Below are 24,845 nucleotides of genomic sequence, written 5' to 3'. Positions count from 1 at the left end.
AACGTGCCGGTGCGGGGCACTATGCAGGTGTGACGTACCCGTGTCCCGCCTGCCGCGCCACCGCGAGCCTGGAGACCGGCTGTCCCGGCTGCGGTCGGGCGGCCGATCCGGACGCGGCCGAGGTGATCCGCCTCGACAGTGAGATCGCCGCGCTCGGCGCCAACCTGCGCGCGGCCCAGTTGCGCCGTAACGAACTCGCCGCCCGGGTACGCGCCCGGGTCGCGCCCATCATCCTGCCGCCCGCCGGCACCGGGCCCGCCGCGCCGCCCCGGCCGGAGGCGTCCACGCGTACCGTGCAGAACCTGCTCTTCATCCTCGGCGGCCTTCTGCTCGGCACGGCGGCGATCGTGTTCACCGCGGTGGCGTGGGCCGCGTACGGGGTGGGCGGCCGGGCGGTCATCCTCGCCGTGGTGACCGCGTTCGCGCTGAGCGCTCCGCTGCTGGCGCTGCGTCGGCAGCTGGTGGCCACCGCGGAGACGTTCGCCGCCGTGGGAGTGCTGCTGGTGGTCCTCGACGGATACGCCGCCTGGTACGTCAACCTCTTCGGCCTCGGCGCCTGGCCGGGCAACCGCTACGCCGCGCTGGTCGCCGGGGTGACCGCGGCGGTGGCGGCGGGCTACGCGCGACTCACCGGGCTGACCGGCCCGAGGTACGCCGCGCTGGTCGCCATCCAACCGGTGGCGCCGCTGCTGGCCGCCGACGCGTCCCTGGACGCCTTCGGCTTCGCGCTGACCTTCGCCGCACTGGCCACAGTGGACCTCGTGCTGGCGTGGCGCCTGTCCGGCCCGCTGCGCGTGGTCGCCTGGGTGGCCTACGGCGGCGCCATAGCCGCGTCGACGGTGTCGGCCTTCGCCTGGCAAGCCCCATCCGTGGCGGCGCCCGTCGCGGCTGGGCTCATCGTGGCCGCCGTCGCGCTACTCAGAGTTGATCAGCGGGTATCTCCGCGTGTTCGGGGCCGCGCGTGGGCCTGGTTGCTCGTGCCGCTGGGCGCGGTGGTTCTCGTCGAGATCGCGCCGGCGCTGTGGGAGACGCTCGGCGAGCCGTACGCGTGGCTGGGGCGGACCTGGGAGGGAGCGCCCTCCGGCGGGTGGTCGGTGACCGCTAGCGCCGCCGTTGCGCTGATCCTGGTGGCGGTCGCGGTGGGCGCCGTCCGTCCGATGTGGGCGGTGCCGCTGGCCGCCGTGGCGGTGCCGGTGGCCCTCGCCGCCGCGGACGCACCCTGGCCGGCGGTTCCGGCGGTCACGCTCGCGCTGGGCCTGGGGTTGGTGCAAGGAAGGGCACCTTCTTATCGCTTTTTGCATAGCAAGGGTCCCTTGCTAACAGGGACAGGGGTGGTGCTGGCGCTGGCGGGGATCGCGGGGAGCTTGGCCACCGAGGGCACCACGCTCGGCGCGCTGGGACTCACGGTCATCGCCGCCGCGGCGGTCGGTGTGGCTGGGCGTACTCCTGCCGCTCGGACCACGGCGTGGCCCGTCACGGTCGTCGCGGGGGTGACCTTCGCGGTGGCCGCGATCCGGGCGGGCGACCTGCCGTGGCGCTCGGGTGGGTTCGCGGTGCTGGCGGTGGCGGCCGCGGCGCTTGCGCTCGGCGGCGTCCTGGCCGCGCGCCGCCCGGGGAGGCGCGGGCGCTGGACATCGCGGCGAACGGCGCCGCCGCCGTGGCGCTCCTGCTGACCACCGGCCACCTGCTGTACGCCGCCGGGGTGTGCACGCTGTGGGGGCTGTGCGTGGGCGCGCGGGCGCTGTGGCGCACCGAGCGGCGGCTCGTCCTGGCCGTGGTCGCGGCGGGTAGCCAGGTGCTGGCGTGGTGGTTCCGGCTGGCCGCGTGGGATGTCGGGACGACCGAGGCGTACACCCTGCCGGCGGCGGGCGTCGCGCTGGCGCTGGGCTGGTACGCGGTGCGGACGCGGCCGGAGCGGTCGAGCTGGCTGGCGTACGGGCCGGGGCTGGCCGCCGGGCTGTTTCCCAGCCTCGCCGCCGTCCTCGTCGGCGCGGACGAACCCGCGCGGCGGCTGCTCCTCGGCGCCGGCGCCGTCGCGGTCGTGCTGGCCGGCTCGGTGTTGCGGTTGCAGGCCCCGGTCGTCGTCGGCGGCGTGACGGTGGTGGGCGTCGCGCTGCACGAGCTGGTCCGGGTGTGGGATTTGTTACCTCGCTGGGTGTTTCTGGCGGCTGGCGGTTTTGTCCTGATCGGCCTCGCCATGACGTATGAGCGGCGGCGGCGCGACATGGTGCGGCTGCGTGACACGGTCGGCCGGATGACGTGACCGCGTGGTAGCGCTAGCCCTACCCCACTTACGGGGGTTTTCAGGGTTACCCAGCGCCAGTATGGTCAGCAGACTTGATGACAGCGCCTCGCCGACCTCGTCGGGGCGAAGAGCCCCCGACGGCGCAAAGGAGAGGCATGACGGTCAGCGCGGTGGCAGAGCCTGCCCTCAAACGCGGCAGTGACTATGCACAGTTGTCGAAGCAGATCAATGCGGCCGGGCTGTTGGCCCGCCGACCGGGGTGGTACGCGGCGAAGATCGCGGTCACCGGCGCGGCCTTCGTCGGGGGATGGGTCGCGTTCTTCCTGGTCGGCGACTCGTGGTGGCAGGCGCTGGTGGCGGTGTTCGTCGCCGTGGCCACCACCCAGGTTTCCTTCCTGGGCCACGACGCCGGGCACAAGCAGATGTTTCGCACCCGGGGGCGCAGCGAGGCGGCCGGCCTGATCGCGGGCAACCTGGCGGTCGGTCTGAGCTATGGCTGGTGGGTCGACAAGCACACCCGGCACCACGCGAACCCGAACCACGAGGACGAGGACCCGGACGTCGGCGCGGGCGCTCTGGTGTGGACACATGAGCAGGCGTTGGCGCGCCGGGGTTTCGGCCGGTGGATGGCGCGGTGGCAGGCGTACATGTTCTTCCCGTTGCTGACGCTGGAAGGGCTCAACCTGCACTACGCGAGCGTGCGGGCGCTGTTCAACACCCCGATGCGGCACCGGCGCCTGGAGGCGGTGCTGCTGGTGGTGCACCTGGTGACGTACGCGGGGGTCGTCTTCACGGTGCTGTCGCCCGGAAAGGCCCTGCTGTTCATCGCGATCCATCAGGGACTGTGGGGCGTCTACATGGGATGCTCGTTCGCCCCCAACCACAAGGGCATGCCGGTGCTCACCGCCGACGACGACCTGGACTACCTCCGTAAGCAGGTGCTGACGTCGCGCAACGTGCGCGGCGGGCGGGTGGTCGACTTCGCGCTCGGCGGGCTGAACTACCAGATCGAGCACCACCTCTTCCCGAGCATGCCCAGGGCGAATCTCCGCAAGGCCCAGCCCATCGTGCGGGCGTTCTGCGCCGAGCGCGACATCACGTACGAAGAGGCCAGCGTCCTCAGGTCCTACACCGAGGCGCTGAAGGCCCTGCACGAGGCAGGCAACCCCCGCGGGACTAACGTCGCTTCTCTCATCGATCTAGGGCAAATCCGCTCACCCGGATTTGCCCTAGATCATTTTTGGCTCTAGCGGCGGGCGTCGATCGCATGGTAGGAAACTTACGAACATGAGGTGAATGCGTAGAAGAAACCTTCAAACCCCTGGAGGTACCACCCCATGAGCTACCCCCTCTCTCGGCGGGACGTCATGCGCGGCGCGGTGGCTATCGGTGTCGGCGCCGCAACGGGAGGCATCGCCATCCCGTCGCAGGCGCTGGCCGTGGCCGCGCCCACGATCGCGAGCTGCGCCACCTGGGGCGCGGCGGCGGCACAGGGCACGATCAGCACGGTCGCGGCCAACCCCAACAAGATCATCGTGCACCACACCGCGAGCGCGAACGTGACCGACTACTCACTGGCGGCGGCGTACGCCCACGCGCGCGAGATCCAGCAGTGGCACTTCGACCGGGGCTGGATCGACAGCGGGCAGCACTTCACGATCAGTCGCGGCGGCCACGCGATGGAGGGCCGGCACCGCAGCCTGGAGCTGCTCCAGGAGGGCAGCGGCGCGGTCGTCGGCGCGCACACCAGCGGACAGAACTCCACCGCGGTCGGCATCGAGAACCAGGGCCTCTACACGACCGCCACCCCGCCCGCCGCGCTGTACGACAAGCTGGTGCAGCTCTGCGCGTACATCTGCGACCAGTACGGCATCGCGGCGACGCAGATCTTCGGGCACCGCGACTACAACGCGACGGCCTGCCCCGGCGACGTGCTGTACGCCCGGTTGCCGCAGCTGCGTACCGACGTCGCGGCCGCGCTGAACGGCACCACGCCGGACTGGAGCACGATCGTCGACAACACCTCCAGCGGCTTCGCGGCCGGCGCCAACTGGCTCACCTCGTCGTACTCCGCCGAGCGGTACGGCGAGAACTACCGGTACGCCAACCCGAGGAGGTCAGCGACCTGGCCACGTACGCGGCGACGATCCCCGCGGCCGGGTCGTACCAGGTGGAGGCGTGGTACCCCGGCATCGCCGGCTACAACACCTCGACGCCCTTCATCGTGTACGCGTCGGGCGGCAGCCAGGTCGTCCGGGTGGACCAGAGCACCGGCGGCGGGGCCTGGGCGTCGCTCGGCACGTTCTCGCTGGCGGCCGGCGCGCAGACGGTCGTGGCGGTCAGCCGGTGGACGACGGCCACAGGCTACGTGATCGCAGACGCGGTGCGGATCACCCGCGTGTAGCAGGATGAAGCCATGCACCGGCATGGGTGGTTCCATCGCGTACGGCACGCCGTGCGCCCGCATACCCACGACACGCACGAGCAGGTGGACGCCGCGCTGGAGGCCAGCCGGGAGGGCATCCGCGCGGTCTGGATCTCGCTGGCGGTCCTCGGCGTCACGGCCGCCCTGCAGGCCGTCGTGGTGGTCTGGTCCGGCTCGGTGGCGCTGCTCGGCGACACGCTGCACAACGTCGCGGACGCGCTGACCGCCGTGCCGCTGGCCATCGCGTTCCTGGTCGGGCGGCGGCCGCCCACCCGGCGCTACACGTACGGCTTCGGCCGGGCCGAAGACCTGGCCGGCATCGTGATCGTCGTCTTCATCGCGGCCTCCGCGGTGGTGGCCGGCATCGAGGCGGTACGCCGGCTGCTGGACCCGACCGACGTCAGCCACCTGCCGGCGGTGGCGCTGGCCGGCGTGCTCGGGTTCGCCGGAAACGAGATCGTGGCCCGGTACCGGATCCGGGTCGGCCGGCGGATCGGGTCGGCCGCGCTGGTGGCGGACGGGCTGCACGCCCGTACGGACGGCTTCACGTCGCTGGGCGTACTGGTCAGCGCCGGCGGACTCGCGCTCGGCTGGCGCTGGGCCGACCCGGTGGTCGGGCTCGCCATCACCGCGGCGATCCTGGTCGTCCTCGTCGGGGCGGCCCGCCAGGTCTACCGGCGGCTGATGGACGCGGTCGATCCGGAGTTGGTCGACGCGGTCGAGCACGTGCTGGGGCACACCGAGGGCGTGCTGGACGTGGGCGCGGTCAAGGTGCGCTGGATCGGCCACCGGATGCGGGCCGAATGCGAGATCGTGGTCGACCCGCGACTGACCATCGTCGAGGCGCACGCCGTCGCCGTGGAGGCCGAACATCGCCTGCTGCACGGCGTACCCCGGCTGGGATCGGCTCTGGTGCACGCGGACCCGCAGCCGGTCGCGGGCAGCGACCACCACGAGGTCGTCGCCCATCACAAGAGGGAGTTGCTATGACCGATTTGCCGGACTGGAGCGGTGACGAGGCCGAGATCACCCGGACCGTGCGGCTGCCCACCTTCATGGACGCGATCGCCGTCGTCGACCGGGTCGCGGTGGTGGCCGAGGAGATGGACCACCACCCGGACATCGACATCCGGTGGCGGACGCTGACATTCCGGTGCAGCACGCATTCCGCGGGCAAGGTTACCGATCGTGACATAGAACTGGCGCGCCGGATCGATGAAATCGTGGCAAACCAGTCCTGACCTGAGCGTGTAGCGGCGGCGGATCGCGCGCCGTGGTTCCGATCAGGCAGGATGGCGTCCGTGAGGTTCGAAGTCAGCAAGGTGCTCGACGCCATCGAGCGACGCCTCACCACCGATCCCGCGCTGGCCCGCGGCGTGGTCGACCTCGCCGAGGTGGTGCGCTACGCCGACCTCGACGGTGGCCGGCCGGCCAGCCTGCTGCGGCTGGGGCTGGTGGTCGACGCGCTCGCGACCCAGCTCGCCGAGGACAACGCGGCGGTCTACGCGGTGGTGCACCGCGGGCTGCTCTCCGACGCCGACCTGACGTCCAACGAGCGCATGGTCGTGCGGCGCTGGGCCGACGACGGGCTGGTCGAGGTGTTGCCGTCGGTGGGCGATCGGGTCCTCGAGGTGGCCGATCTGCTGGGCCTGCCGGTGCTGAGCCGGCTGCGGTTCGAGGGCGTGCGGGAGCGGTACGGCTGGCTGGCAGGGCAGGCCGGGCGGTTGATGGCTCCGGTCCCCGGCAAGACCGGCGCGACGCTGGTCGCGCAGGTCGGCGGCGGGAACGTGCCGGCGACCGCCAACCCCGACCCGGTCGGCGCGAAGGTGCTGGCCCGGCTGTGGCGCTGCCCCGAGCCCGGGTGCGCCAACTTCGGTGGTGGCGGGGGTGCGTTCTCCGACCTGGCGCCCGCGCGGCGGGCCGGCGGTCAGCCGCCGCCGACGCTGCACACCGGCGCGCCGGCCTGCCCGCGGCACGGCACGGTGCTGACCGACATCGGCGAGCGGCCGCCCGCCGAGGCGCTCGCGGTGCGGGTCAACGGGATCGTGCGCCAGCGCTTCGTGGTGGCCGACGGCGACCCGGTCACCGTCGGTCGCGCGCCCGAGCAGGGCGGGATCATGCTCGGCCAGTGGCTGAGCGAGGAGGCCCGGCGCTGGATCAGCCGCAGCCACGTGCGCTTCGAGATGCGCGGCACCGACGTCGTGGCGCAGGACGTGAGCACCAACGGCACCGGCGTACGGCCGGGCGGGTCGATGGACGACGCCGAACGGATGACGATCAAGCGGCAGAGCCGGGTGCTGGCGCCGGGCGACCTCATCGAGCTGTACCCGGGGGTGCATGTAGGAAGGGCGCGGACCCTGACCTCGTCCGCGCCCTTGACGCCGGTGTCCGTGATGGCGGACGCGCCCACCCTCTCCATGCGGATAGTGGACCGGCAGTAGCCGCCCCTCCAGCATCATGCTTACAAGATCGCGGCGAGGCGCTCCACGGCCCAGTCGAGCTCGTCCGGCTCGACCACGAGCGGCGGTGCCAGCCGGATCGTCGACCCGTGCGTGTCCTTGGCCAGCACGCCGCGCTCGGCGAGCAGCTCGCACGCCTCGCGGCCGGTCATGAGCGCGGGGTCGATGTCGACGCCGGCCCACAGACCGCGGCCGCGTACCGCGACCACGCCGTGGCCGATCAGGGCGCTCAGGTCGGCGTGCAGGCGCTTGCCCAGCTCCGCGGAGCGCTGCTGGTACTCGCCGGTCTTCAGCAGCGCGACGACCTCGGCGGCCACCGCGCAGGCGAGCGGGTTGCCGCCGAACGTCGACCCGTGCTCGCCCGGCCGCAGCACGCCGAGCACGTCCGCATTCGCGGCCACCGCCGACACCGGCACGATCCCGCCGCCGAGCGCCTTGCCCAGCACGTACATGTCGGGCACCACGCCCTCGTGGTCGCAGGCGAACGTGGTGCCGGTGCGCCCGAGCCCGGACTGGATCTCGTCGGCCACGAAGAGGACGTTCTGCGACGTGCACAGCGCCCGCACGCCCGGTAGGTAGTCCGGCGGCGGCACGATCACGCCCTGCTCGCCCTGGATCGGCTCCAGCAGCACCGCCACCGTCGTGTCGTCGATGGCCTCGGCGAGCGCCTCGAGGTCGCCGTACGGGACGATCCGGAAGCCCGGCGTGTACGGTCCGTAGTCGTTTCGCGCGTCCGGGTCGGTGGAGAAGCTGACGATCGTGGTGGTCCGCCCGTGGAAGTTGCCCGCGGCCACGACGATCGTGGCGGCCCCGTCCGGGACGCCCTTGACCTTGTAGCCCCACTTGCGCGACACCTTGATCGCGGTCTCGATGGCCTCGGCGCCGGTGTTCATCGGCAGCACGAGGTCCTTGCCGCACAGCTCGGCCAGCCCACGGCAGAACGTCGCGAACTGGTCGTGGACGAACGCCCGGCTGGTCAGCGTGAGCCGGTCGAGCTGGGCGTGCGCGGCGGCGACGAGCGTGGGGTGCCGGTGCCCGAAGTTCAGCGCCGAGTAGCCGGCCAGGCAGTCCAGGTAGCGCTTGCCGTCGATGTCGGTGACCCACGCGCCCTCGGCCGACGAGATCACGACCGGCAGCGGGTGGTAGTTGTGCGCCGTCCACCGCTCGGCGTCGGCCACCGCGGCCGGCGTGCGTACCAGGTCGTCGACGATCACTTCCTGACCTCCAACGTGCAGCACTTCGGGCCGCCTCCAGCCTTGCGCAGTTCGGACAAATCAACGCCCATTGTGTCGTACCCGCGATCTCTGAGCGCGGCAGCCAGGCCGGTGGCCTGGACCGGGAGCACGACGTGCCGCCCGTCGCTGACCGCGTTCAGGCCGAGCACCTCGGCGTCCGCGGGCGACGCGAGGACCGCGTCGGGAAAGAGCCGCCGCAGCGCGGCCTGGCTGCCGGGAGAGAAGGCTTCCGGGAGGTACGCCACGGTGCGCTCATCGAGTACGCACAGCGCGGTGTCCAGGTGGTAGTAGCGCGGGTCGACGAGCTGGAGCGTGATCACCGGGCGGCCGAAGATCTCCTGCGCCCGGTCGTGCGCGGCGGGCGTGGTGCGGAAGCCGGTGCCGGCCAGCAGCAGGTCGCCGGCGAGGAGCATGTCGCCCTCGCCCTCGTTGACGTGCTTGGCCTCGTACGTCTCGAAGCCGGCCCGCTCGAACCAGTCGCGGTAGGCGGGCGCCTCGTCGGCCCGCTGCGGGTCGCGGAACTGCACCGCCAGCACCTTGCCGTCGATGACGGTGGCGCCGTTGGCGGCGAAGACCATGTCGGGGAGGCCGGGGAGCGGCTCGATGTCGTCGACGGTGTGCCCGAGGTCGACGTAGACCCGGCGCAGCGCCTCCCACTGGCGTACGGCCAGGGCGGCGTCGACCGGCGCGGTCGGGTCCATCCAGGGATTGATCGCATATTCGACGGCGAAGTACGTCGGCCGGCACATCAGGTAGCGGCGGCTGGTGGCGTGCATCGTCATACCGCTACGCTACGGGGCGTTCACCGTCGAGAACCACCATTGAATCTTGCTTAGTGCCGTGGTTTGTTGCGTATCTTGGTGGTCTCGACGGCGATTCGTTGTGTTGACCTTAGAACCGGTCCACGGTCTGGGCGTCCAGCCAGTTGCGCAGCTCGCCGACCTTGTCGCTGGCCGTGGTGAGCCAGGTGAGCTGGTCGGTGACGACGAGCACGCCAACCACGATCGCGGCCAGCCCCAGGACCAGCCCGAGCATGGCGTCCGACTTGCCGGCCACGTGCCGCTTGCTGGTCGCCGCGATGCCGGCGATCGACAGCAACACGGTGACGGCGCCCAGCGCGATGCCGTACCCGGCGAGCACGCCGGTGAGCACGGCCAGCGCCGCCATGACGCCGGCGATCAGGGTAAGGGTCGCGAAGATGCTGGCCCGGGGGCGTGGGCCGCGCGGCGCGGGGCGGGTCTCGACCCGCTCCTTCTCCGGCGTGGTGATCGGTTTGGTGGGGGTCTCGTCGGCGACCGGGGCCGGTTCGCCACGTCGGGTCAATGTCGGGATCCGCATGGTTCCGCAGTTACCCAGATGCATGCGAAACCATGCACTAGAATCCCGCGGTGCCCGAAGGTCACACCATCCACCGGCTCGCCGCCCGCCACCGCTCGCTGCTCGCCGGCCAGCCGGTCGCCGCGGCCAGCCCGCAAGGGCGCTTCGCCGCCGGCGCGACCCTGCTCTCCGGCACGGTGCTGCTCGACACCGAGGCGTACGGCAAGCACCTGCTGCACCACTACGAGGGCGGCCGGACCCTGCACGTACACCTGGGCCTGTACGGGGTGTTCAGCGACGGCGTCGGGCCCGCCCCGCCGCCGGTGGGCCAGGTGCGGCTGCGGCTGACCACCGACCGGCACTGGATCGACCTGCGCGGGCCGGCCGCCTGCGAACTGATCGAGGAGCCTTCCGCGCTGCGCGCCCGACTCGGCGCGGACCCCTTGCGTGACGACGCCGACCCGGACGCCGCGTACGGCCGCCTCCGGCGCAGCAGCACCCCGCTCGCCGCGCTCCTGCTCGACCAGTCGATCGTGGCCGGCGCCGGCCTCGTGTACGTCTCCGAGGTGCTCTTCCGCGCCGGCATCCCACCGACCCGGCCCGGTCGTGGACTCGCCGAGGGCGCCTTCCAGGAGATCTGGACCGACCTGCGCGAGCTGATGAAGGAAGGCGTCGCGCGTGGCCGGATCGACACCGTCCACAGTCACCACATGCCGGAGGCGATGGGGCGCGCGCCGCGCGTCGACCGCCACGGCGGCGAGGTGTACGTCTACCGCCGTGCCGGCCAGCCCTGCCTGATCTGCGGCACCGAAATTCAACGCTCCGGCCTGGCGGGCCGAAACTCCTACTGGTGCCCTACCTGTCAACAATGAATACTGAGAGAGTGCGGCGTGCTCTCTCGCTGGGCGAGATCCTGTTGATGGAGTACGAGCGTCTTAAGGACGAGCAGATTCAACGCATCGGCACCCGCGACAATTTGATCTACGCCACGCTGCTTTCCCTCGCGGGGTTGATCGCCGCGATCGTACAGACCGGCCTGCCGCACTTTTTGCTCGCCGTTCCGCCCGTGTGCGTCGTACTGGGCTGGACCTATCTGGTCAACGACGAAAAAGTCTCGGCCATTGGGCACTATGTGCGCCGCGTCCTCGCGCCGCGGCTGCGCCGGCTGGTCGGGCAGCCGGTCTTCGGCTGGGAGACCGCGCACCGGGCGGATCGAGGTCGGGTGTCGCGCAAGGTCGGCCAGCTGGCCGTCGACATGCTGACCTTCGTCGCGCCGAGCGTCGGTGCGCTGGTCGTCTTCGTCGCGCTGGTCGGCCCTTCGGTCGCCGCCCTCGTCCCGGCCGCGCTCGAATTCGTTCTGGTCGGCGTGTTCGCCACCCAGATCGTCCGGTACGCCGACCTACGCCGCTCACCACCCGTCGACCACCATCCGCGGATACGGCGGGTCGTCCGGGTACGGATACGGCCCGCGCCGACGCGTACGCCGGGCGGCGCCAATCCCGATAGCGTGGACGTCGCCGGCAGGGCGGCATGATCGCCCCGGCGCGAGTCACCATAGGCATCATCACGCCGCTGCCGATCGAGTGCGCGGCGATGCGGGCGCTGATCGACGCTCCTGCGCCCGTGCGAATACCGGGCGACGGCAACCATTATGAGATCGGCACTATCCCGAGCACCGAGCCCGCCCGACCGCACGTGGTGACGATTACCGTTCTTCCGGAAGACGGCAATCGAAATGCGGCCGCAATCTGCGCCCATATGCTGCGCAGCTTTCGATCCGTGCGGGTCGTGGTGATGTGTGGCATCGCGGGTGGCGTCCCCGCCTATTCCGATCATGAGCGTCATGTCCGGCTCGGCGACGTCGTGGTGGCCGCCAAGGGAATCGTCGACTACGACCACGTCCGGACGGTGGACGGCGTCGATCACCTGCGCCGCTACGTGGGCGGGCTGTCCACCGACCTGCTGCGCGCGCAGCGACAGCTCGAAGTCCAGGCGATCGCCGGTACGCGGCCCTGGGAGCAGACGCTGACGGCCGCGATGACGACCCGATTCGCCCGTCCACACGCGGCAAGCGACATCTTGTACGTGGACGGCGCCGCGCACCCGCATCCGCCGGACGCGTCCCGGCCGGCCGACCTGCCGCGCGTACACGCCGCCGCGATCGGCAGCGCGGATCGGCTGCTGCGCGACGCCGTCCGCCGCGACGAGTTGGCGGCCCGCTACGGGATCCGGGCCGTCGAGATGGAGGCGTCGGGCGTGGCGGTCGCCGCCGGCCTGCAAGGCATCGGCTGGTACGTCGTCCGCGGTATCGCCGACTACTGCGACAACGCCACCAAGAACGACGCGTGGCATCCGTACGCCTCCTTCGTGGCGGCCGCGTACCTGCGTGCCCTCCTCGGTGCCTGCCATCCACTGGACGCTTCCGCCGACGGGAACGCGTCGCCGCCGGACCACCAGGGACGACTGCCGCTGCAGGGCCTGCGCGCCATCGCCCGGGCGTTGCAGGAGATCGACCTGATGAACGAGCCGGCCGGCCGCCTGCTCCTGCTCAGCCTGCTGCCGCGGGAGATCGGCGGCAACGTCCCCAGCGACTCCCGGGACTGGGTGCACCTGCTCCACATCGTCCGGACGTGCGCCCGGTACCCGCACGGTAGGGAGTCGCTCGTCGAAGCCTTGGAGACGGTCGCGGCGGAAAGCTCGGACGGCCTGCGGTCGGCCCGGGCAGCGATCGTCCACCATTGGCCGGCCGCGGCCTAGCGGACTCGCGACCGCCCAGGTGCGCTCACAACGGCATCGGGTACATGTCGCAGTTGGCCCGGGTCCACTCGGCCGCCTCCCTGCTGGCCGGGTGTTCGCGCCCGAGCACCTCGATGAAGCGGGCCATCGTCTCCGTGTGCCGGGTCTGCGCCTCGTCGATCCGGCCGAGCGCTCGCAGGTCGACGGCGAGGTTCGCCGCGCAGGCCAGCGCGACCGGATGATCCTCGTCGAGGCTGTCCCGCAGCCGCGTGAGCGTGTCGGCGTCGAGGTCGTGCGCCTCCTGGTACTCGCCGCGCTCGTGCATGTCGCTGGCGACGTTGATGGCGCACGACAACGTCATGAGGTGGCCCTCGCCCAGGCTCGCCCGCAGGCGTGCGAGCGCGTCCGTGTCGGTCGCGTACGCCTGCTCGACGGCGCCCAGCAGGCGTTGGGTGGTGGCGAGGTTCACGGCCGCGCCGATTGTGTGCGGGTGGTCGTCGCCGAGCGCCCGCCGGTACCGGTCCAGCGCCGCCCGTCCCAGTTCTCGGGCGGAGCGCAGGTCGCCGTTCTGCCGGCGGTCCGTGGACAGGTCCAACTCGGCGGCCATCGTCTCGGCGTGATCCGGGCCGTACAGCGTGGTGAACCGGGCTCGGGCGTCCTCCGAGCAGGCCAGCGCCCCGGCGTGGTCACCGGCCTTGCGGAGCGTCACTGACAGGGTCCGCACCGCCCGGAGGGTGAAGAAGTTCATGTCGCCGAAGAGCATGCGGTGCCGGGCGACGAGGTCTTCGAGCGCGGTGCGGGCATCGGCGTAGTCGCCCAGCTCGCGCTGGTCGAGGATCAAGCCGAGCTGGGTGATCATCGTGTCGGGGTGGTCCTCCCCGAACGCCAGCACGAACCGCTGGACGGTGTCCTGGTCGAGCGCCTTGGCCCGGCCGAACTCGCCGACCAGCCGGAGACTCACGGCGAGGTTGTGCGCCGCCCGGAGCGTGAGCGGGTCGTCGGCGCCGAAGAGCCGTACCGTCCGGGAGTAGACGTTGTCCGAGATCTGCAGGGCCGTGTCGAAGTCCCCAACCGCCCGGCGGATGGCGGCGACCTGTTGCATCGCCGTCAGCGTCGTCTCGTGCTCCTCGCCCAGGACCCGGCGCGAGTCGGCCAGGAGGCGGGCGGTGAGCTCCTCCGCTTCGCCGTAGCGGGCGCCGGTGAAGAGCATGAACCCCAGCCAGTGGCCGACCTCCAGGGTTTCCGGGTCGTCGTCGCCCAGCTTGCTGCGCCAGACCTCGTACGCGCGCTGGGCGATCTCCCGGCTGCCCTCCGGGTCGCCGAGGCGCCACAGGTACTTGGCCTCGTTGAGGATCAGCCGCCGGACCCAGCCGTCGTCGCATTCGATCGCGCCGGAAGAGATGAGATGGGAGTGCAGTTCGCCGTACCGGGTCCAGTGCGCCACGTCGTCCGGCTGGTTGGGATCGCTCGCCGCCAGCAGGAGGTGCGCGCCGTGGCTCATCATCTCCTGCTCGTCGTCGTCCATCTGCCCGATCAGTACACGCTGAACCAGGCGGTGCATCTGGATGGAGTTGGTGCGGTGGTCGAGGCGGGCCAGGCCGTACCGGTTGATCTCCCGGACGGCGCGGCCGAACTTGATCGGGTCGCGCAGCGCCTCGTCGAGCTCCGGCGTGATCTCGGTGGCCCGCGCGCCGCTGAACAGGCTGCGGGACACCGGCTCGGGAGCGAGGAACGCGCAGAGCTGCAGCAGCCGCAGGGCACCGAGGTTGCGCTCGCGCAGCGCGTCGAGGGAGACGTTCCAGGCGGCCGCGACCGTGGTGGGGTAGCCCAGCGGCGGCGCGTCGTCGAGCAGCTCGGGGTGCTTCTGGTTGAGCAGCCGCAGGTATTCGTCCGCCGGCATGCCGGTCTCGCGGCGCCAGGTGGCGGCCTGCTCGATCGCGAGTGGCAGGTCGCCCAGGGCGGCCGCGAGTCGGTCCGCGTCGGCGACGGTCAGGTCCTCGTTGCGGCGGCGGAGCAGGTCGATGCTCTCCGCCCGGGTGAAGACGTCGACCTCAAGGGTCCAGGCCAGGGACGCCCACCGCGGGTCGCGCGACGTGACCAGGATGCACCCGGGACCACCGGTGGGGAAGAACTGCCGGACCGCCTCCGGGCTCTCGGCGTTGTCGAACACCAGCAGCCAGTTTCCGTACGGCCGGCCGATCCGCAACGCCTCCAGGACCGCCGGCACGGTCGCGTTGGCCTCGGTCCCGATCTCCAGGTCGAGCCGCTGCGCCAGCTCGCTCAGTGCCTGCCGGATCTGCGCCGTGCGCTCGGCGGGTATCCACCAGATCAGGTCGTACTCGTCCTGGTGCCGGTAGACGTACTCGATGGCCAGTTGAGACTTGCCCACGCCGCCCATGCCGTGCAGGGCCTCGGGCAGGACCGCGGTGGTGCCCGCGATCAGGCGGTCGTGGAGGCTGGTCAACAGCTGCACCCGGCCGGTGAAGTTCGGGTTGCGTGGAGGAATGTTTCCCCACACCGTCGGCTGCGTGATGGCGGTACGCCGTCGGATCGGCCGGGTGGGCTCGGGCTCGGGTGTCAGGCCAGCTAGCGCGCTGGGCTCGACCTCGCAGCCATCGGTCGCTGGGGGCATTGACGGCAGGCGCGCCGAACGCTCGCCTTGCGCTGACGACGTCGACATCGGTTCCTCCGTAACGTTGGGCGGGGGGTGCGAATCCGACGACCGCTCGGCCTCGGCGTCGGTTGCCTGGTTCAGCGCTTCCCGCAGTCGGCGGGAGCGGGCGAGGTGCCGGCCGGAGAGCGCCTGGAGGGCGGCCTGCTCGACGGCGATGAACGGCTTGGTCTCCGCGGTGACGAAGCGATCCTTGGCCTCCTCGGGCCGTTCGACGGCATCGCCCAGCCCGCTCACCGCTTCCACGATGGGCCCGAGGAACTCGTCGACCGCCCGCAGCACCCGCATGGTGTCGCCGCGTCGCCCGATGGACAGCAGTTCCTCCCGTACGCCGTCGGCGAAGTCGAGCGTCACCTTGTCAGGAACGTCGAGCCGCTCGGCCGCGGACGTCGGGCGGAGCAGGCCACTGGCGTATATCTCGGCGAGGTGCCGGGGCTCGGAACGCGGTAGCAGAACGGCCTGGATCATGTGGACCACCGGCAGATTGAGCGGCGCCGCAGCGAGGTGTGTGGCGAGCGCGAACGCGGTCGGCGTGGCGGTCGCCCGAAACTGGGAAACCTGGGCCCGTGCGCCGTCTGGCGACCGGCTAGCGGGCGCATCGGCGAGCCCAGGCGGCGCGTCCACCGGCTGTGCCGGGGCGGTGATCGCGGTCAAGTCGATCTCGCTGGAAGGGCCGCCGACGAGGAGCCGCACCCACGCCTTGAGCCATCGCTCTTCCAACTCGAGCACCGGGATCGGGCACCGCCGCGGGTCGGTGGGGTGCACCCACTCCGGTTCGTCGAGGGCGATGTCGCGCGGCACGCAAACCAGCCGGGTGTTGGCGGCTCCTGGAGCGGGGGCGCGGAGCCGTACTCGTCGTGGCGCGACCCCGGTGCGGTGCCAGAACTGTTGCGGGAGCAGGTGTATCACGGCGGTCGGCATCACCCGGCCCCAGCGCCGCAGGACGGTCAGCGCGGCCCGGCTCGACCAGGCCGGGGCGGCGCCGTCGGTCAGCACCAGGATGATCCGCCGACCGGTGTGCTCCAGCAGCTCGAACGGCGCCGCTGCCAGCGAGGCACGGTCCAGGCCGCGGATGTACAGGGCATCCGGATCGGTGGTCGCGGTCGTCAACAGTCGGGTGTGGACGTTCTGGAAGACGCCGGAGCGCTGGAGCGTCTGGGTGAATTGTTTGACCGTCCGGCGCCAGACCACCATCGACGGCCCGTCGTCCACGACGAGGACAAGGTCCCAGCGGTGCTCGGCCGCGGGGCGGAAGACCGGCAACCACAGTGGATCGTCGGCGCTCCGCTCGGCGGTCGCCTCCTCGTCCGGCACCCAGTTGCGCCGGGATGGGACCATCCGCTTCAACGGCCGCAGCGCCCTGACGATGACGGTCGGGTTTCGCAGCGCGGGCACGGCCGGCCAGCCAGCGACCTCGCCCAGGCTTGGGCCGCCCACTTCCAGCAGGAGGTCGAATCCGGGGGGCGTGCCGTCCGGGCCGGCGGCGTCGGATCGGTGGTCGGGGGCGGGCGCGGCGACGTCCTCCGGGTCCGGGCTGGCACTCGCCGGCTCGCTGGGCGTGACCGGCGGTGCCCGCACCGGTTTCGGGTCGACCGCCGCACTGGACGCACTGGCCGACGCCTCGTGGCCGGCCAGCCACAGGCCGTCGGCCAGTTCGCTCCAGGTCAGGTCGGGCCCGCGCCGCGGTCGCGGTGGGCCCGGCGACGGTGGGCTGTGGCGGGGTACCGGCGGATCCACTATGGCCCCGTGGGGGAGAGGCTGCTCCACAGCGACTCGACCAGGGCGTTCCAGCCGGCGGGGTCGTCCGGCTGGAAGGCTCCCGAGGTCGCCAGGTGGACGGCGTGCAGGAGTTGATCGGCAGCCAGGCTGCCGGAAAGCCTGCGGCGCTCGAGGAATGCCGCGATCAGTTCGCTGCTGTAGCCGTTGGTGCCCTTCGGGAAGTGCGCGGCGACCATCGCGGCCAGCCGGTCGGCGTCCGGATCCGGGATCTCCAGCCGGAGGCAGCGACGGAGGAAGGCGCCGGAGAAGTCCCGCTCCCCGTTGCTGGTGACGATGACGATGGGAAACTCATGGCAGCGGACGACCCCGTCGCGGACGGTGGCGGTGTGGCCGCGATCGGCCGTGTGTACGACCACCTCGGGCGTGCGGTTGCGCAGGCGTACCAGCTCCGGAATCGCGAAGTCGCCATCCTCGAAGATGTTGAGCAGGTCGTTGGGCAGATCGAAGTCGCTCTTGTCCATCTCGTCGATCAGCAACACCCGGGGCAGCTTGTACGGCAGCAGCGCCGTCCCGAGCGGACCCAGATGAAGAAAGTCGCCGATGCTGAGCCCAGCCCGGTCGGCGTCACCGCCTTCGGGGTCGCCGCTGGCGCGGGCCATGGGCGCTGTGCGCCAGCCGATGGCCTGTGCTCGTCCGATGGCGTCGTACTCGTACAGCGCGGAGCGGAGCGTGGCTCGGCTCGTGATCGGCCAGCGGAGGACCGGGCCGAGCCGCAACTCGCGCGCGATCCGGTAGGCGAGGCTGGACTTGCCCACCCCTGGTCGCCCCGTGACCAAGAGGGGGCGGCGTAGGTAGATGGCCGCGTTGACCATGCGCACCTCGTGGGCCTCGACCCGGAACGGGCGGATGTCGCCGAGGCGCCGGCGGAACTCCCGCTCGTCAGCGGGCGGAGGTTCGACATCGGGGCCGTACGGGAAGTCCCGCCACTCCGGCGGCGGCGGCCAGCGGCGATCTCGTTCGGCGGTATCCATGACATTGCCAGTGCCTTGATAGATCCACCAGTCGGGAGGAGCGCCCGGCGCGCCGCCGGACGCGGAATGGGCGGGGATGTCGGCATCGCGACCGGACGGTGTGTGAATCATCAGCGGATTCCTTCCTCCGGCGTGCCGTACGAGCGGGAAACCTCGGGTTGCCGCTCCGGGTCATCCCACAGCATTGTGAGGTGACGGCCAATATGGCTCTCGCGATCCGCTAGATCCAGGCGCAGCGCTTCGCCCCGCAATTTTCGCGCAAGAATAGGCAATTGCGCCAGTGTCTCGCCTGCCAGCATCTGTTGAACGGCCTCGCGGAAGTCCGGGCTGCCGCAGTCTCGGCGATGCCAAATGATCACAGGTAGTCCGGCGCGCAGCGCAGTTTCGATCTCCGTGCGTCCGCTGCTGTCCGGTAATGGTGGCTCACTCAGTACCAAGCAGGCGTACCGGAGATCCGATTTAAGATCTGTTTCAAGCAGCGTGTGATAGTTCTTGCCGGCGGGTTTGCTCCAGTACGGCAGCACGGACGTGGGATCGGTGTTCAGTCGCTGCCATCGCACGTGCCACGCGCGATGCCATCGGTGAGTGCGCAGCCGCTCAAGACTGCGCACCACTACAGGATAGTCCATCGTGAGCGGCGTGGGACGGGATGAATGAGATTCTTTGCGCCACCAGTCGACTGGCGCATTGATCAGCTCCCACGGAAGGATGAATTCCAAGGTCACTGTCTCGACAGCCTCGACCCAGTTGGTCTCCATGTCGAAGACCAACCTTTCGACCTCGTTTTCGATCTCCAGAATGCTGACCGTTCGATCCTCGCCGCGCTCCGGGTGCCAGCCATCCGCGTCCCATTGGTACCAATGGGACAACGTGTAGCGTTCCGGATCAATGCCATCGCTTTCCAGTTGAATCACCAGGTACGCGGTGTGGTGCTGAGGTGGAAGCGATTCGCGTTCGTGCAGGTGGATCTCGTTCACGGCGGTGATCAGGCCGAGCTCGCTGGCCAGCCGGTGGTTGCGCATGCGAAGCTCCTGCCCGGTGCTGGACGGCAGGAGCGGGGCGACCCGTTCGAGGAAGATCATGTAGGGCGGTACGGAATCCGCGCCGGCGTTGAGGTCGGTGAGATGGACGAAGTAGTGCCAAGCCGTCTTGCAGTGCGCCGGGGGACGGTGTCGCCGGTTCCGCGTCGCGAGGTGAAAGAGTTCGGTCAGTTGTGGGAGCACCACATCGCCGAGCGCCGAGCGAAAGGCGCTCCAGTCGTCGTCGGTGAACGACGGCGCCGCCTGCCACTCGTCGAATAGCTGGCGGAGCCGGACCGTGCCGAATGACTGTGGGTCGAAGCTGGCGACCACGTCGACTAGGACCCGCAGGCCGTCGGGATTTCGCGCGTATGTGCGGACGATCTCGATCAATTGTGCCCGCGGCGTGGGATGGGTACGTATCGTGGCCGGCTGTTCGAATTGTTCGGCGATGATCTCCAAAGCTAGTTGTCGACTTGGGTCCGAGGCGAAGGCGACCGAGGTCAACAGCGAGTTGACCATGTCCAGCTCAATTTTCTGCCGGGCCTCGACTCCGGGCGTTCGCGAGAACCACTGCTCTTCGCCCTGCATTCACCACCGTCCGACTCTGCGCGGAGCGCGGCCATGATCGGTCTGTGGCGATCGCATTGTCGGAGCCGATCACTAACCGCGTGACCTTTACTCCGACTCTACCTGTCGCGGACCACTGCGATTCCGAGTAGAACCTGATCGATTACCGACACGACGAAGAACGCATGATGTCAGCGACTAGTGACCCGCGTGCGATCTTTCACCCATCCAGGCGACTAGTCGCAGCGGATCCGGCCGATCGGCCGGCGGAATCCGCGAGTAGACCGCGCGCAGCACATCGGGTGCGCTACGGATGGTCTCTGCCGCGGATGGGTCCGTCGTACGGAGGGCCAGTGCGAGGCCGGTCCATGCCTTGGCGTCCCCACCGTCCTCGGCCAGCCGGGCCAGATACATCGTCCGCGCGCGGTCGATGTCGCCCGACACCAGCACGACGTCGGCGGGATCGGCGCCGCTGACCCAGTTCGGATGTTTCTCGCCCTGCTCGGCAAGGGCGGCCAGGGTCGCCGGGTCGGCGAGCCGAAACCGGATGAGCGCGGAGCGGGCGTCGATGTAACGGCCATCCTGGTCGTCCTCGACGATCGCGTCCTCCGCGACGATCCTTTCCGGGCGCGGTTGACGGGCCTGCCAAGCCTTGACGATCTGCTCGACCAGGTACGGGTCGGGCTGGCGGTGGTACGCCAGCCACAGCGAATAGTGGTCATCGGCGGCCATGCTCGCGTCGGCGGCGATCCCCGGCGGCACGCTGTCCTGCTGCCACGCCTGGGCCCGCGCCAGCAGGCTGCCCACGAACGCCTTGCCGCGTGGGGTCAGCGCCTCGATCTGGCTGAGTCGCCGCAGCGTGTCCGCGACCCGGTCGCGCCATAGCGCGAACTCGAACTGCGCCAGGCGCGCCTCGTCACTGTCCTGATCGGGCAGCGTGCGATGGACCCTCCAGAAGTCACAGATGCCCACAAACGCATAGACGCCCTGCAATACGCCCTGGAACGGGCGTGGGTCGTCGCGCCACGGGGCGTAGATCCGTGGCAGGCCGGGGCGGTCCGTGTAGAGGTCCAGCAGGTGCAGGAGGGCGCCCAACTTGTTGTGCTGGAATTCATGGATGAGCGTCACTGCCATCTGGGCGGCGTCTTCGGGCTCGGACGAGAGGATCGCGCCGAATCCCTGGTCCGCGGACGCGGAGAGTGGGCGGAACCGCTGCGCCGCCTGCAGCGGCGTGATGGAGACCAGACCCGCGCCGATGGCCCAGGCGTAGTGCGGGTGGTGCTCGGTGAGGAGCCGCCAAGCCTCGTCGAGCAACGCTTCCCAGCGGCTCAGGATCTCGGCTGGCAACGCGTTCGGAGCGGCGGGCTCGCGCAGGTCTCGGTAGGTGTCGGAATCGTTGAGGATCAGGCTGATCGTGGCGCCATGTGCGCGGGCCGTGATGCGGGGCAGCGGGTGCCACGCCTCCTGGGGCCGGTCACCGTCGTCGGCCAATCCTCGCAGCTCCACAGTGGATACCCCGTGCGTCAATCGCACGACACCGTCCACTACGGACAGTTCGGCGTCCGCGCACTCGGCGTCGGTGTCGAGCTTGACGTAGCCGAGGGACGGCAGCACGACCGAGCCGTAGCGGATCGGGACGCGGATTGTGAAGCTGAGGCCGGCCTGGATCCCAGCGACAGCGGCAAGCGCGTGCAGGTATCCGTAGTCGGCCCACAGTGGAGCGTGATGGTGAACCAGGTTGCGCAGGCGGCGCATGGTGTACGCGGCCCAAATGCCCACCTGGGGCCACATGACGATGGCGTCGACCATGTCGGGGGCCGCCTGCTGCGCCCGGGCGAGGAGTGCCCATGCTTCCGCCAAGGGCTCCAACGGGACGGCATCGGCGCGGGCGTCGGCGAGGTTTCCAAGCGCCACGAGGTTGAGCAGGCGCCAACTGTGTTCGACACGGCGCAGGCTGTGGCTCTCGGCGGTACCGCCAATCCCGGCGGCGAGCGCGTCGAACTGTTCGGACGGGAGACCGAGCCACGAGTCGGGCGAAGGGTCGCCGGAGGTGCCGAACACCGAGCCCGGTGCGTTGGGCTCGGTCGGCTGATGTACGCGGAGATCCACGGGGTCTGCGGAGGAGGTTGGTGGTTAGTGGGTGGAGTTAACGTCCACTTCAACATCACCGGAAAGCCCGCCCGCGCCGTTGTAGCCGCTGATGCTCGTACCTGGCTGCTCGACACGGCGCATGACACGGTCCAGCATCGGCGCCAGCGCCGGGTCGTCGTGGCTCTCCGTAAGCGCGTCGAACCGCAGGCCGGAAAGATCCTTTAGCTGGCCTTGGACGATGTCAGTCATTTATCCGCCTTTGTCGGTTGCGCGAAGTTTATACAAGGAGGATGTTTCGGGAGAGTCGGGATTCGCCCGGCGTGTCGCGCCGAGCGGTCGGATCTTTGCGCCGAGCGGCTAGCTCCTCGGCGGGTAGATCCTCACGGTCGGACAGAACGATGGGCACGGCAAAATATAGCCCCAGCCCCCGTGACATTGGGCACCCACGCCTTGTCTTTTTGGCGACCCAGCGCTCGTTTGTGAACGTTTCCCGTCGCCCTGACGACAGGAAACGTTCACAAATCCGGGCGCCAGCCCGACGCCTCCAGGGCGGCGCGGATCTGCGCGACGACCACCGTCGGTCGGTGTCGGATGTCGAAGGCCGCGAACCGGAGGATCCGGTCACCGGCGATCCAGACGTCGTTCTGTCTGCGCATGTCGGCGGCCCAGTGCCGTACGTCCATGTGGTGTGCACCGTCCACCTCCACATGTAGCCGCCACTGCTTCCAGTACGCGTCGAGGTAGCGCACCCGGCCGCTCGCGTCGGTACGCCGTTCCTGCAGGTCGGGCAGGGGTAGCCGGTGCGCCCGGCACAGCTTCACCAGGTCGATCTCGGAAAGTGCCGTGGCGCCGCCCTCGATGTCACCGACCGTGGTTCGGACGAGTTCGCGCCGGCGGGCCTTGGGCAGGCGAATCAGCACCTCGCGGATCTCCGCCGGGTTGGCGCGGCCCTGCTGGCACGCCGCGGCGAGCACGGACTGGGCCTCCTCGGCGGTCTGCGCCCACTGCGCCGCGTCCACCACCGACCGGGCCATCGTCGTGCGGTCCGGGCGCCCGCGCTGTACGTCGGCGTCCGGCAGCGAGCGCGTCCGCCGTACCCGGACGGCGGGTAGGCCCAGCGGCAGCCGTTTGATCAGGTCCGCCGCTCGCCGGGAGTACGGCACCAGCACGTCGACGACCTCGCGGCGCCAGCGCCCGCGCAGCCCTCCGGCCCGAGCCGCCGCCAGCCCGGCCAGTACGGCGCCCTCGCCCGCGGCCAGCGTCGCGATCCACCGTTGCTGCTCGACGGTGAATTCACCGTTCTGTGTCACGAGTACGCCCCGGCACACCCGGCGCCACCGTCCGGTGGCGATCAGATGGCGTACCCGGGACGGGCCCAGGTGTGCCTCCGCCTGCCGGGCGGTCACCACCCCCGACTGTTCGAAGACGAGCCACTCGAAGGCGTCAGCGTCGTCGCCGGGCATCAGCACCCGACTATCCGACACCCCTCAGGGCCAAATAGTCCAGGACGGCGGACATGTCACCCGTACGGGCGTATACGGCGCGCTGGCGGTTGGCGCCGGTGCCCCGGCTCCGCAACCGTCCCATGAGGATGGTCGCCAGCTCGCGGTCGCCGTTTCGCTCCAGCTCGGGCCGTACCGTGTCGAACAGGCGCGTCAGCAGGTGCCAGGCCGGCCGGGTGTGCCGGGTCGCCGGGTCGACCGCCAGCCCGGCTAGGCCGTCGTGCGCCGCCCGCCAGTGCGCGGCCGCCAGCACGTGGTGGGCGACGTGCGGCGCGGGCCGGCCGGCGGCCACGTCGCCGAGGACGGTGCCGACGAGGGCGCGTATCAGGGCGGCGATCAGGATCGTGTCGTCGAGGGTGGGGCAGACGTCGCCGATCCGGATCTCCACTGTGGGGAATCGGGCGCTCAGCCGGGCGTACCAGTAGAGCATCGCCTCGTCCAGCATGGCGCCGGTGGCGATCAGGTCCGCCACCAGGCTCTGATAGTGCTCGTACGACTCCAGGTACGGGGTCGGGCCCACCGAGGGCCACCGGGCCCACATGATGGAGCGCCAGCTGGCGTACCCCGTGTCGTGGCCGTCGGCGAACGGCGAGTTGGTGGTGGCCGCGTGCAGCAGCGGCAGCCATGGCCGCAGGTGGTTGAGGACCTGGACGCCGGTTTCCGGGTCCGGGACGCCCACGTGGACGTGGAGCCCGTTGAGCCCGGGGCCGGGGGAGAGCGCGCCGAAGCGTTCGACCATCCGGCGGAACCGCGGCTGGTCGACGACCGGCGGCTCCGGTCCGGCGACCGGGCAGGTGCCGATCGGGACGACCCGTACGCCGGCCCGGGCGGCGGCGTGCGCCACGCCGCCGCGGAGCACGGCCATGGAGTCCCGCAGGGCGGCGAGGTCCTGCGCGGGCGGGCTGTTGATCTCGATCTGGCTGGTCAGGTACTCGTGCGCGACCTGGTCGCGCAGCCCTTCGGGCAGCCCGGCGAGGACCGCGTCGACCGCCGGGGCCGCCTGGCTCTTCTCCGCGTCGAGGAGCAGGAACTCTTCCTCGACACCTACGGTCAACCGCACATCCAAGGATTTACCCGGCATGGCGGTCACCGGAAACGTCGCTGGGCCGGCCGGCGATCGTGTCCTGGACGTGGAGCACCGCGTTGACCACGGGGCGGCGCAGCCGCTGCTCCCGCCGGGTGGCCCGCGCCAGCTTGTGCGCGGAGTAGCGCCAGCGGGCCCACGGCGAGTGCGGCCGGGCCAGCCGGATCGCGCCGACGAGGATGAGGATCGGGAGGAATACGCCCAGCAGGCCGGTCCAGATCTTGCCCTTGATCAGCGTGATCGCGGCCAGCCCCAGGTTGAGGGCCAGCGCCGCGACCGCCAGCGCCCAGGCCGCGTTGCCGCCCTCCTCGGACGCCGTCTTGAAGTCGCCCACCCCGATGGGCTGGACGCCGAGCAGGATCAGGCCGGTCAGCGCGATCGCCACGAACACCGCGTCGACGGACGTGCGCCCCTGCTCGGTCCAGTAGACGTCGGACAGGTGCAGGATCAGCGCGAACTCGTCGAGCACCAGCGCGGTCCCCAGGCCGAAGAGGGTCGCCGCGGCCTTGACCCACACGCCGTCGGTGTCTGGGACGGCCAGCCCGGCCACGCCGCCCACCACCATGAGCACCACGCCGAAGACCATGTGGTGGATGTGCAGGCCACCGGGCGTCACATTTCCTGGCCACCAGCGCACCTGGGCCCGGATCATCCGCACCGAGAAGCGGATGACCGCGAACCCGACCACTACTCCCGCGAAGAAGTAGAAGAGCGGCTGGTCGAACCAATTACCCACGTTTC

General features: G+C 70.6%; 20 protein-coding genes and 2 pseudogenes. 11 read left to right on the top strand and 11 right to left on the bottom strand.

Features of this window, described 5'->3' with window-relative positions:
• Positions 1-29 precede the first annotated feature (29 nt).
• The 8 genes and pseudogenes from Prum_RS14680 (at position 30) to Prum_RS14655 (ending at position 7,111) form a co-directional block, all read left to right on the top strand.
• The gene (locus tag Prum_RS14680; RefSeq protein ID WP_246277896.1) at positions 30-1,673 is read left to right on the top strand and encodes a hypothetical protein; all 1,644 of its coding nucleotides are present in this window, start codon (positions 30-32) and stop codon (positions 1,671-1,673) included.
• Positions 1,658-2,263, top strand: a complete 606-nt coding sequence (locus Prum_RS51500; RefSeq protein ID WP_246277895.1) for an SCO7613 C-terminal domain-containing membrane protein — start codon at positions 1,658-1,660, stop codon at positions 2,261-2,263. Before Prum_RS14680 ends, Prum_RS51500 begins: the two co-directional genes overlap by 16 nt.
• Positions 2,264-2,400: 137 nt before the next feature.
• Positions 2,401-3,414, top strand: a pseudogene (locus Prum_RS14675) (fatty acid desaturase family protein); the annotation flags it as partial.
• Positions 3,415-3,582: 168 nt separating this feature from the next.
• Positions 3,583-4,116, top strand: a pseudogene (locus Prum_RS55770) (peptidoglycan recognition protein family protein); the annotation flags it as partial.
• Positions 4,089-4,649: a golvesin C-terminal-like domain-containing protein gene (locus Prum_RS55765; protein WP_443094365.1), complete on the top strand. Its 561-nt coding sequence runs from the start codon at positions 4,089-4,091 to the stop codon at positions 4,647-4,649. The pseudogene Prum_RS55770 and the gene Prum_RS55765, both read left to right, overlap by 28 nt.
• Positions 4,650-4,661: 12 nt before the next feature.
• Positions 4,662-5,660, top strand: a complete 999-nt coding sequence (locus tag Prum_RS14665; RefSeq protein WP_173077093.1) for a cation diffusion facilitator family transporter — start codon at positions 4,662-4,664, stop codon at positions 5,658-5,660.
• The gene (locus Prum_RS14660) at positions 5,657-5,911 is read left to right on the top strand and encodes a 4a-hydroxytetrahydrobiopterin dehydratase (protein ID WP_173077092.1); all 255 of its coding nucleotides are present in this window, start codon (positions 5,657-5,659) and stop codon (positions 5,909-5,911) included. The genes Prum_RS14665 and Prum_RS14660 overlap by 4 nt, the downstream gene beginning before the upstream one ends.
• Before the next feature lie 60 nt (positions 5,912-5,971).
• A complete protein-coding gene (locus tag Prum_RS14655; RefSeq protein ID WP_173077091.1) occupies positions 5,972-7,111 on the top strand; it encodes an FHA domain-containing protein in 1,140 nt (379 codons plus the stop codon).
• A 20-nt stretch (positions 7,112-7,131) separates the two neighbouring features.
• Here the strand turns inward: Prum_RS14655 and rocD are convergent, their stop codons facing one another.
• The 3 genes from rocD to Prum_RS14640 form a co-directional block, all read right to left on the bottom strand.
• Entirely contained in the window at positions 7,132-8,343 is a 1,212-nt protein-coding gene (rocD, locus tag Prum_RS14650) for an ornithine--oxo-acid transaminase (RefSeq protein WP_371871234.1), read from the bottom strand.
• A complete protein-coding gene (ddaH, locus tag Prum_RS14645; RefSeq protein WP_173083749.1) occupies positions 8,340-9,140 on the bottom strand; it encodes a dimethylargininase in 801 nt (266 codons plus the stop codon). The genes rocD and ddaH overlap by 4 nt, the downstream gene beginning before the upstream one ends.
• A 115-nt stretch (positions 9,141-9,255) precedes the next feature.
• A complete protein-coding gene (locus tag Prum_RS14640) occupies positions 9,256-9,687 on the bottom strand; it encodes a hypothetical protein (protein WP_173077090.1) in 432 nt (143 codons plus the stop codon).
• A 65-nt stretch (positions 9,688-9,752) separates the two neighbouring features.
• Between Prum_RS14640 and Prum_RS14635 the strand changes: the two genes are divergently transcribed.
• The 3 genes from Prum_RS14635 to Prum_RS14625 are packed head-to-tail and all read left to right on the top strand — an operon-like array spanning position 9,753 to position 12,438.
• Entirely contained in the window at positions 9,753-10,553 is an 801-nt protein-coding gene (locus tag Prum_RS14635) for an Fpg/Nei family DNA glycosylase (RefSeq protein WP_173077089.1), read from the top strand.
• 11 nt (positions 10,554-10,564) lie between these two features.
• A complete protein-coding gene (locus tag Prum_RS14630) occupies positions 10,565-11,215 on the top strand; it encodes a hypothetical protein (protein WP_178132651.1) in 651 nt (216 codons plus the stop codon).
• Positions 11,212-12,438 carry an effector-associated domain 2-containing protein gene (locus Prum_RS14625; protein ID WP_173077088.1) on the top strand — a complete coding sequence of 409 codons (1,227 nt, stop codon included), beginning with the start codon at positions 11,212-11,214 and terminating at the stop codon, positions 12,436-12,438. The genes Prum_RS14630 and Prum_RS14625 overlap by 4 nt, the downstream gene beginning before the upstream one ends.
• A 25-nt stretch (positions 12,439-12,463) precedes the next feature.
• On the opposite strand, the gene fxsT is transcribed toward Prum_RS14625, so the two are convergent.
• The 8 genes from fxsT to Prum_RS14585 form a co-directional block, all read right to left on the bottom strand.
• Positions 12,464-16,825 carry an FxSxx-COOH system tetratricopeptide repeat protein gene (fxsT, locus tag Prum_RS14620; RefSeq protein ID WP_173077087.1) on the bottom strand — a complete coding sequence of 1,454 codons (4,362 nt, stop codon included), beginning with the start codon at positions 16,823-16,825 and terminating at the stop codon, positions 12,464-12,466.
• Positions 16,825-17,838 carry an AAA family ATPase gene (locus Prum_RS14615; RefSeq protein WP_246277894.1) on the bottom strand — a complete coding sequence of 338 codons (1,014 nt, stop codon included), beginning with the start codon at positions 17,836-17,838 and terminating at the stop codon, positions 16,825-16,827. The genes fxsT and Prum_RS14615 overlap by 1 nt, the downstream gene beginning before the upstream one ends.
• Before the next feature lie 110 nt (positions 17,839-17,948).
• A complete protein-coding gene (locus Prum_RS14610) occupies positions 17,949-19,448 on the bottom strand; it encodes a VMAP-C domain-containing protein (protein ID WP_173077085.1) in 1,500 nt (499 codons plus the stop codon).
• A gap of 177 nt (positions 19,449-19,625) precedes the next feature.
• The gene (locus Prum_RS14605; protein WP_173077084.1) at positions 19,626-21,536 is read right to left on the bottom strand and encodes an HEXXH motif domain-containing protein; all 1,911 of its coding nucleotides are present in this window, start codon (positions 21,534-21,536) and stop codon (positions 19,626-19,628) included.
• A gap of 24 nt (positions 21,537-21,560) precedes the next feature.
• A complete protein-coding gene (locus tag Prum_RS14600) occupies positions 21,561-21,767 on the bottom strand; it encodes a hypothetical protein (protein WP_173077083.1) in 207 nt (68 codons plus the stop codon).
• Between the two features lie 266 nt (positions 21,768-22,033).
• On the bottom strand, positions 22,034-22,981 hold the full coding sequence (locus Prum_RS14595; protein ID WP_173083745.1) for an endonuclease domain-containing protein: 948 nt from the start codon (positions 22,979-22,981) through the stop codon (positions 22,034-22,036).
• A gap of 10 nt (positions 22,982-22,991) precedes the next feature.
• Positions 22,992-24,101: a carboxylate-amine ligase gene (locus Prum_RS14590; RefSeq protein ID WP_173077082.1), complete on the bottom strand. Its 1,110-nt coding sequence runs from the start codon at positions 24,099-24,101 to the stop codon at positions 22,992-22,994.
• On the bottom strand, positions 24,091-24,840 hold the full coding sequence (locus Prum_RS14585) for a hypothetical protein (protein ID WP_173077081.1): 750 nt from the start codon (positions 24,838-24,840) through the stop codon (positions 24,091-24,093). Before Prum_RS14585 ends, Prum_RS14590 begins: the two co-directional genes overlap by 11 nt.
• Between the last annotated feature and the right edge of the window lie 5 nt (positions 24,841-24,845).

The organism is Phytohabitans rumicis (assembly GCF_011764445.1).
GTDB classification, from domain to species: Bacteria; Actinomycetota; Actinomycetes; order Mycobacteriales; family Micromonosporaceae; genus Phytohabitans; species Phytohabitans rumicis.
The sequence above is the reverse complement of the archived record's forward strand: the minus strand, read 5'-3'. Positions and strand labels throughout refer to the sequence as shown.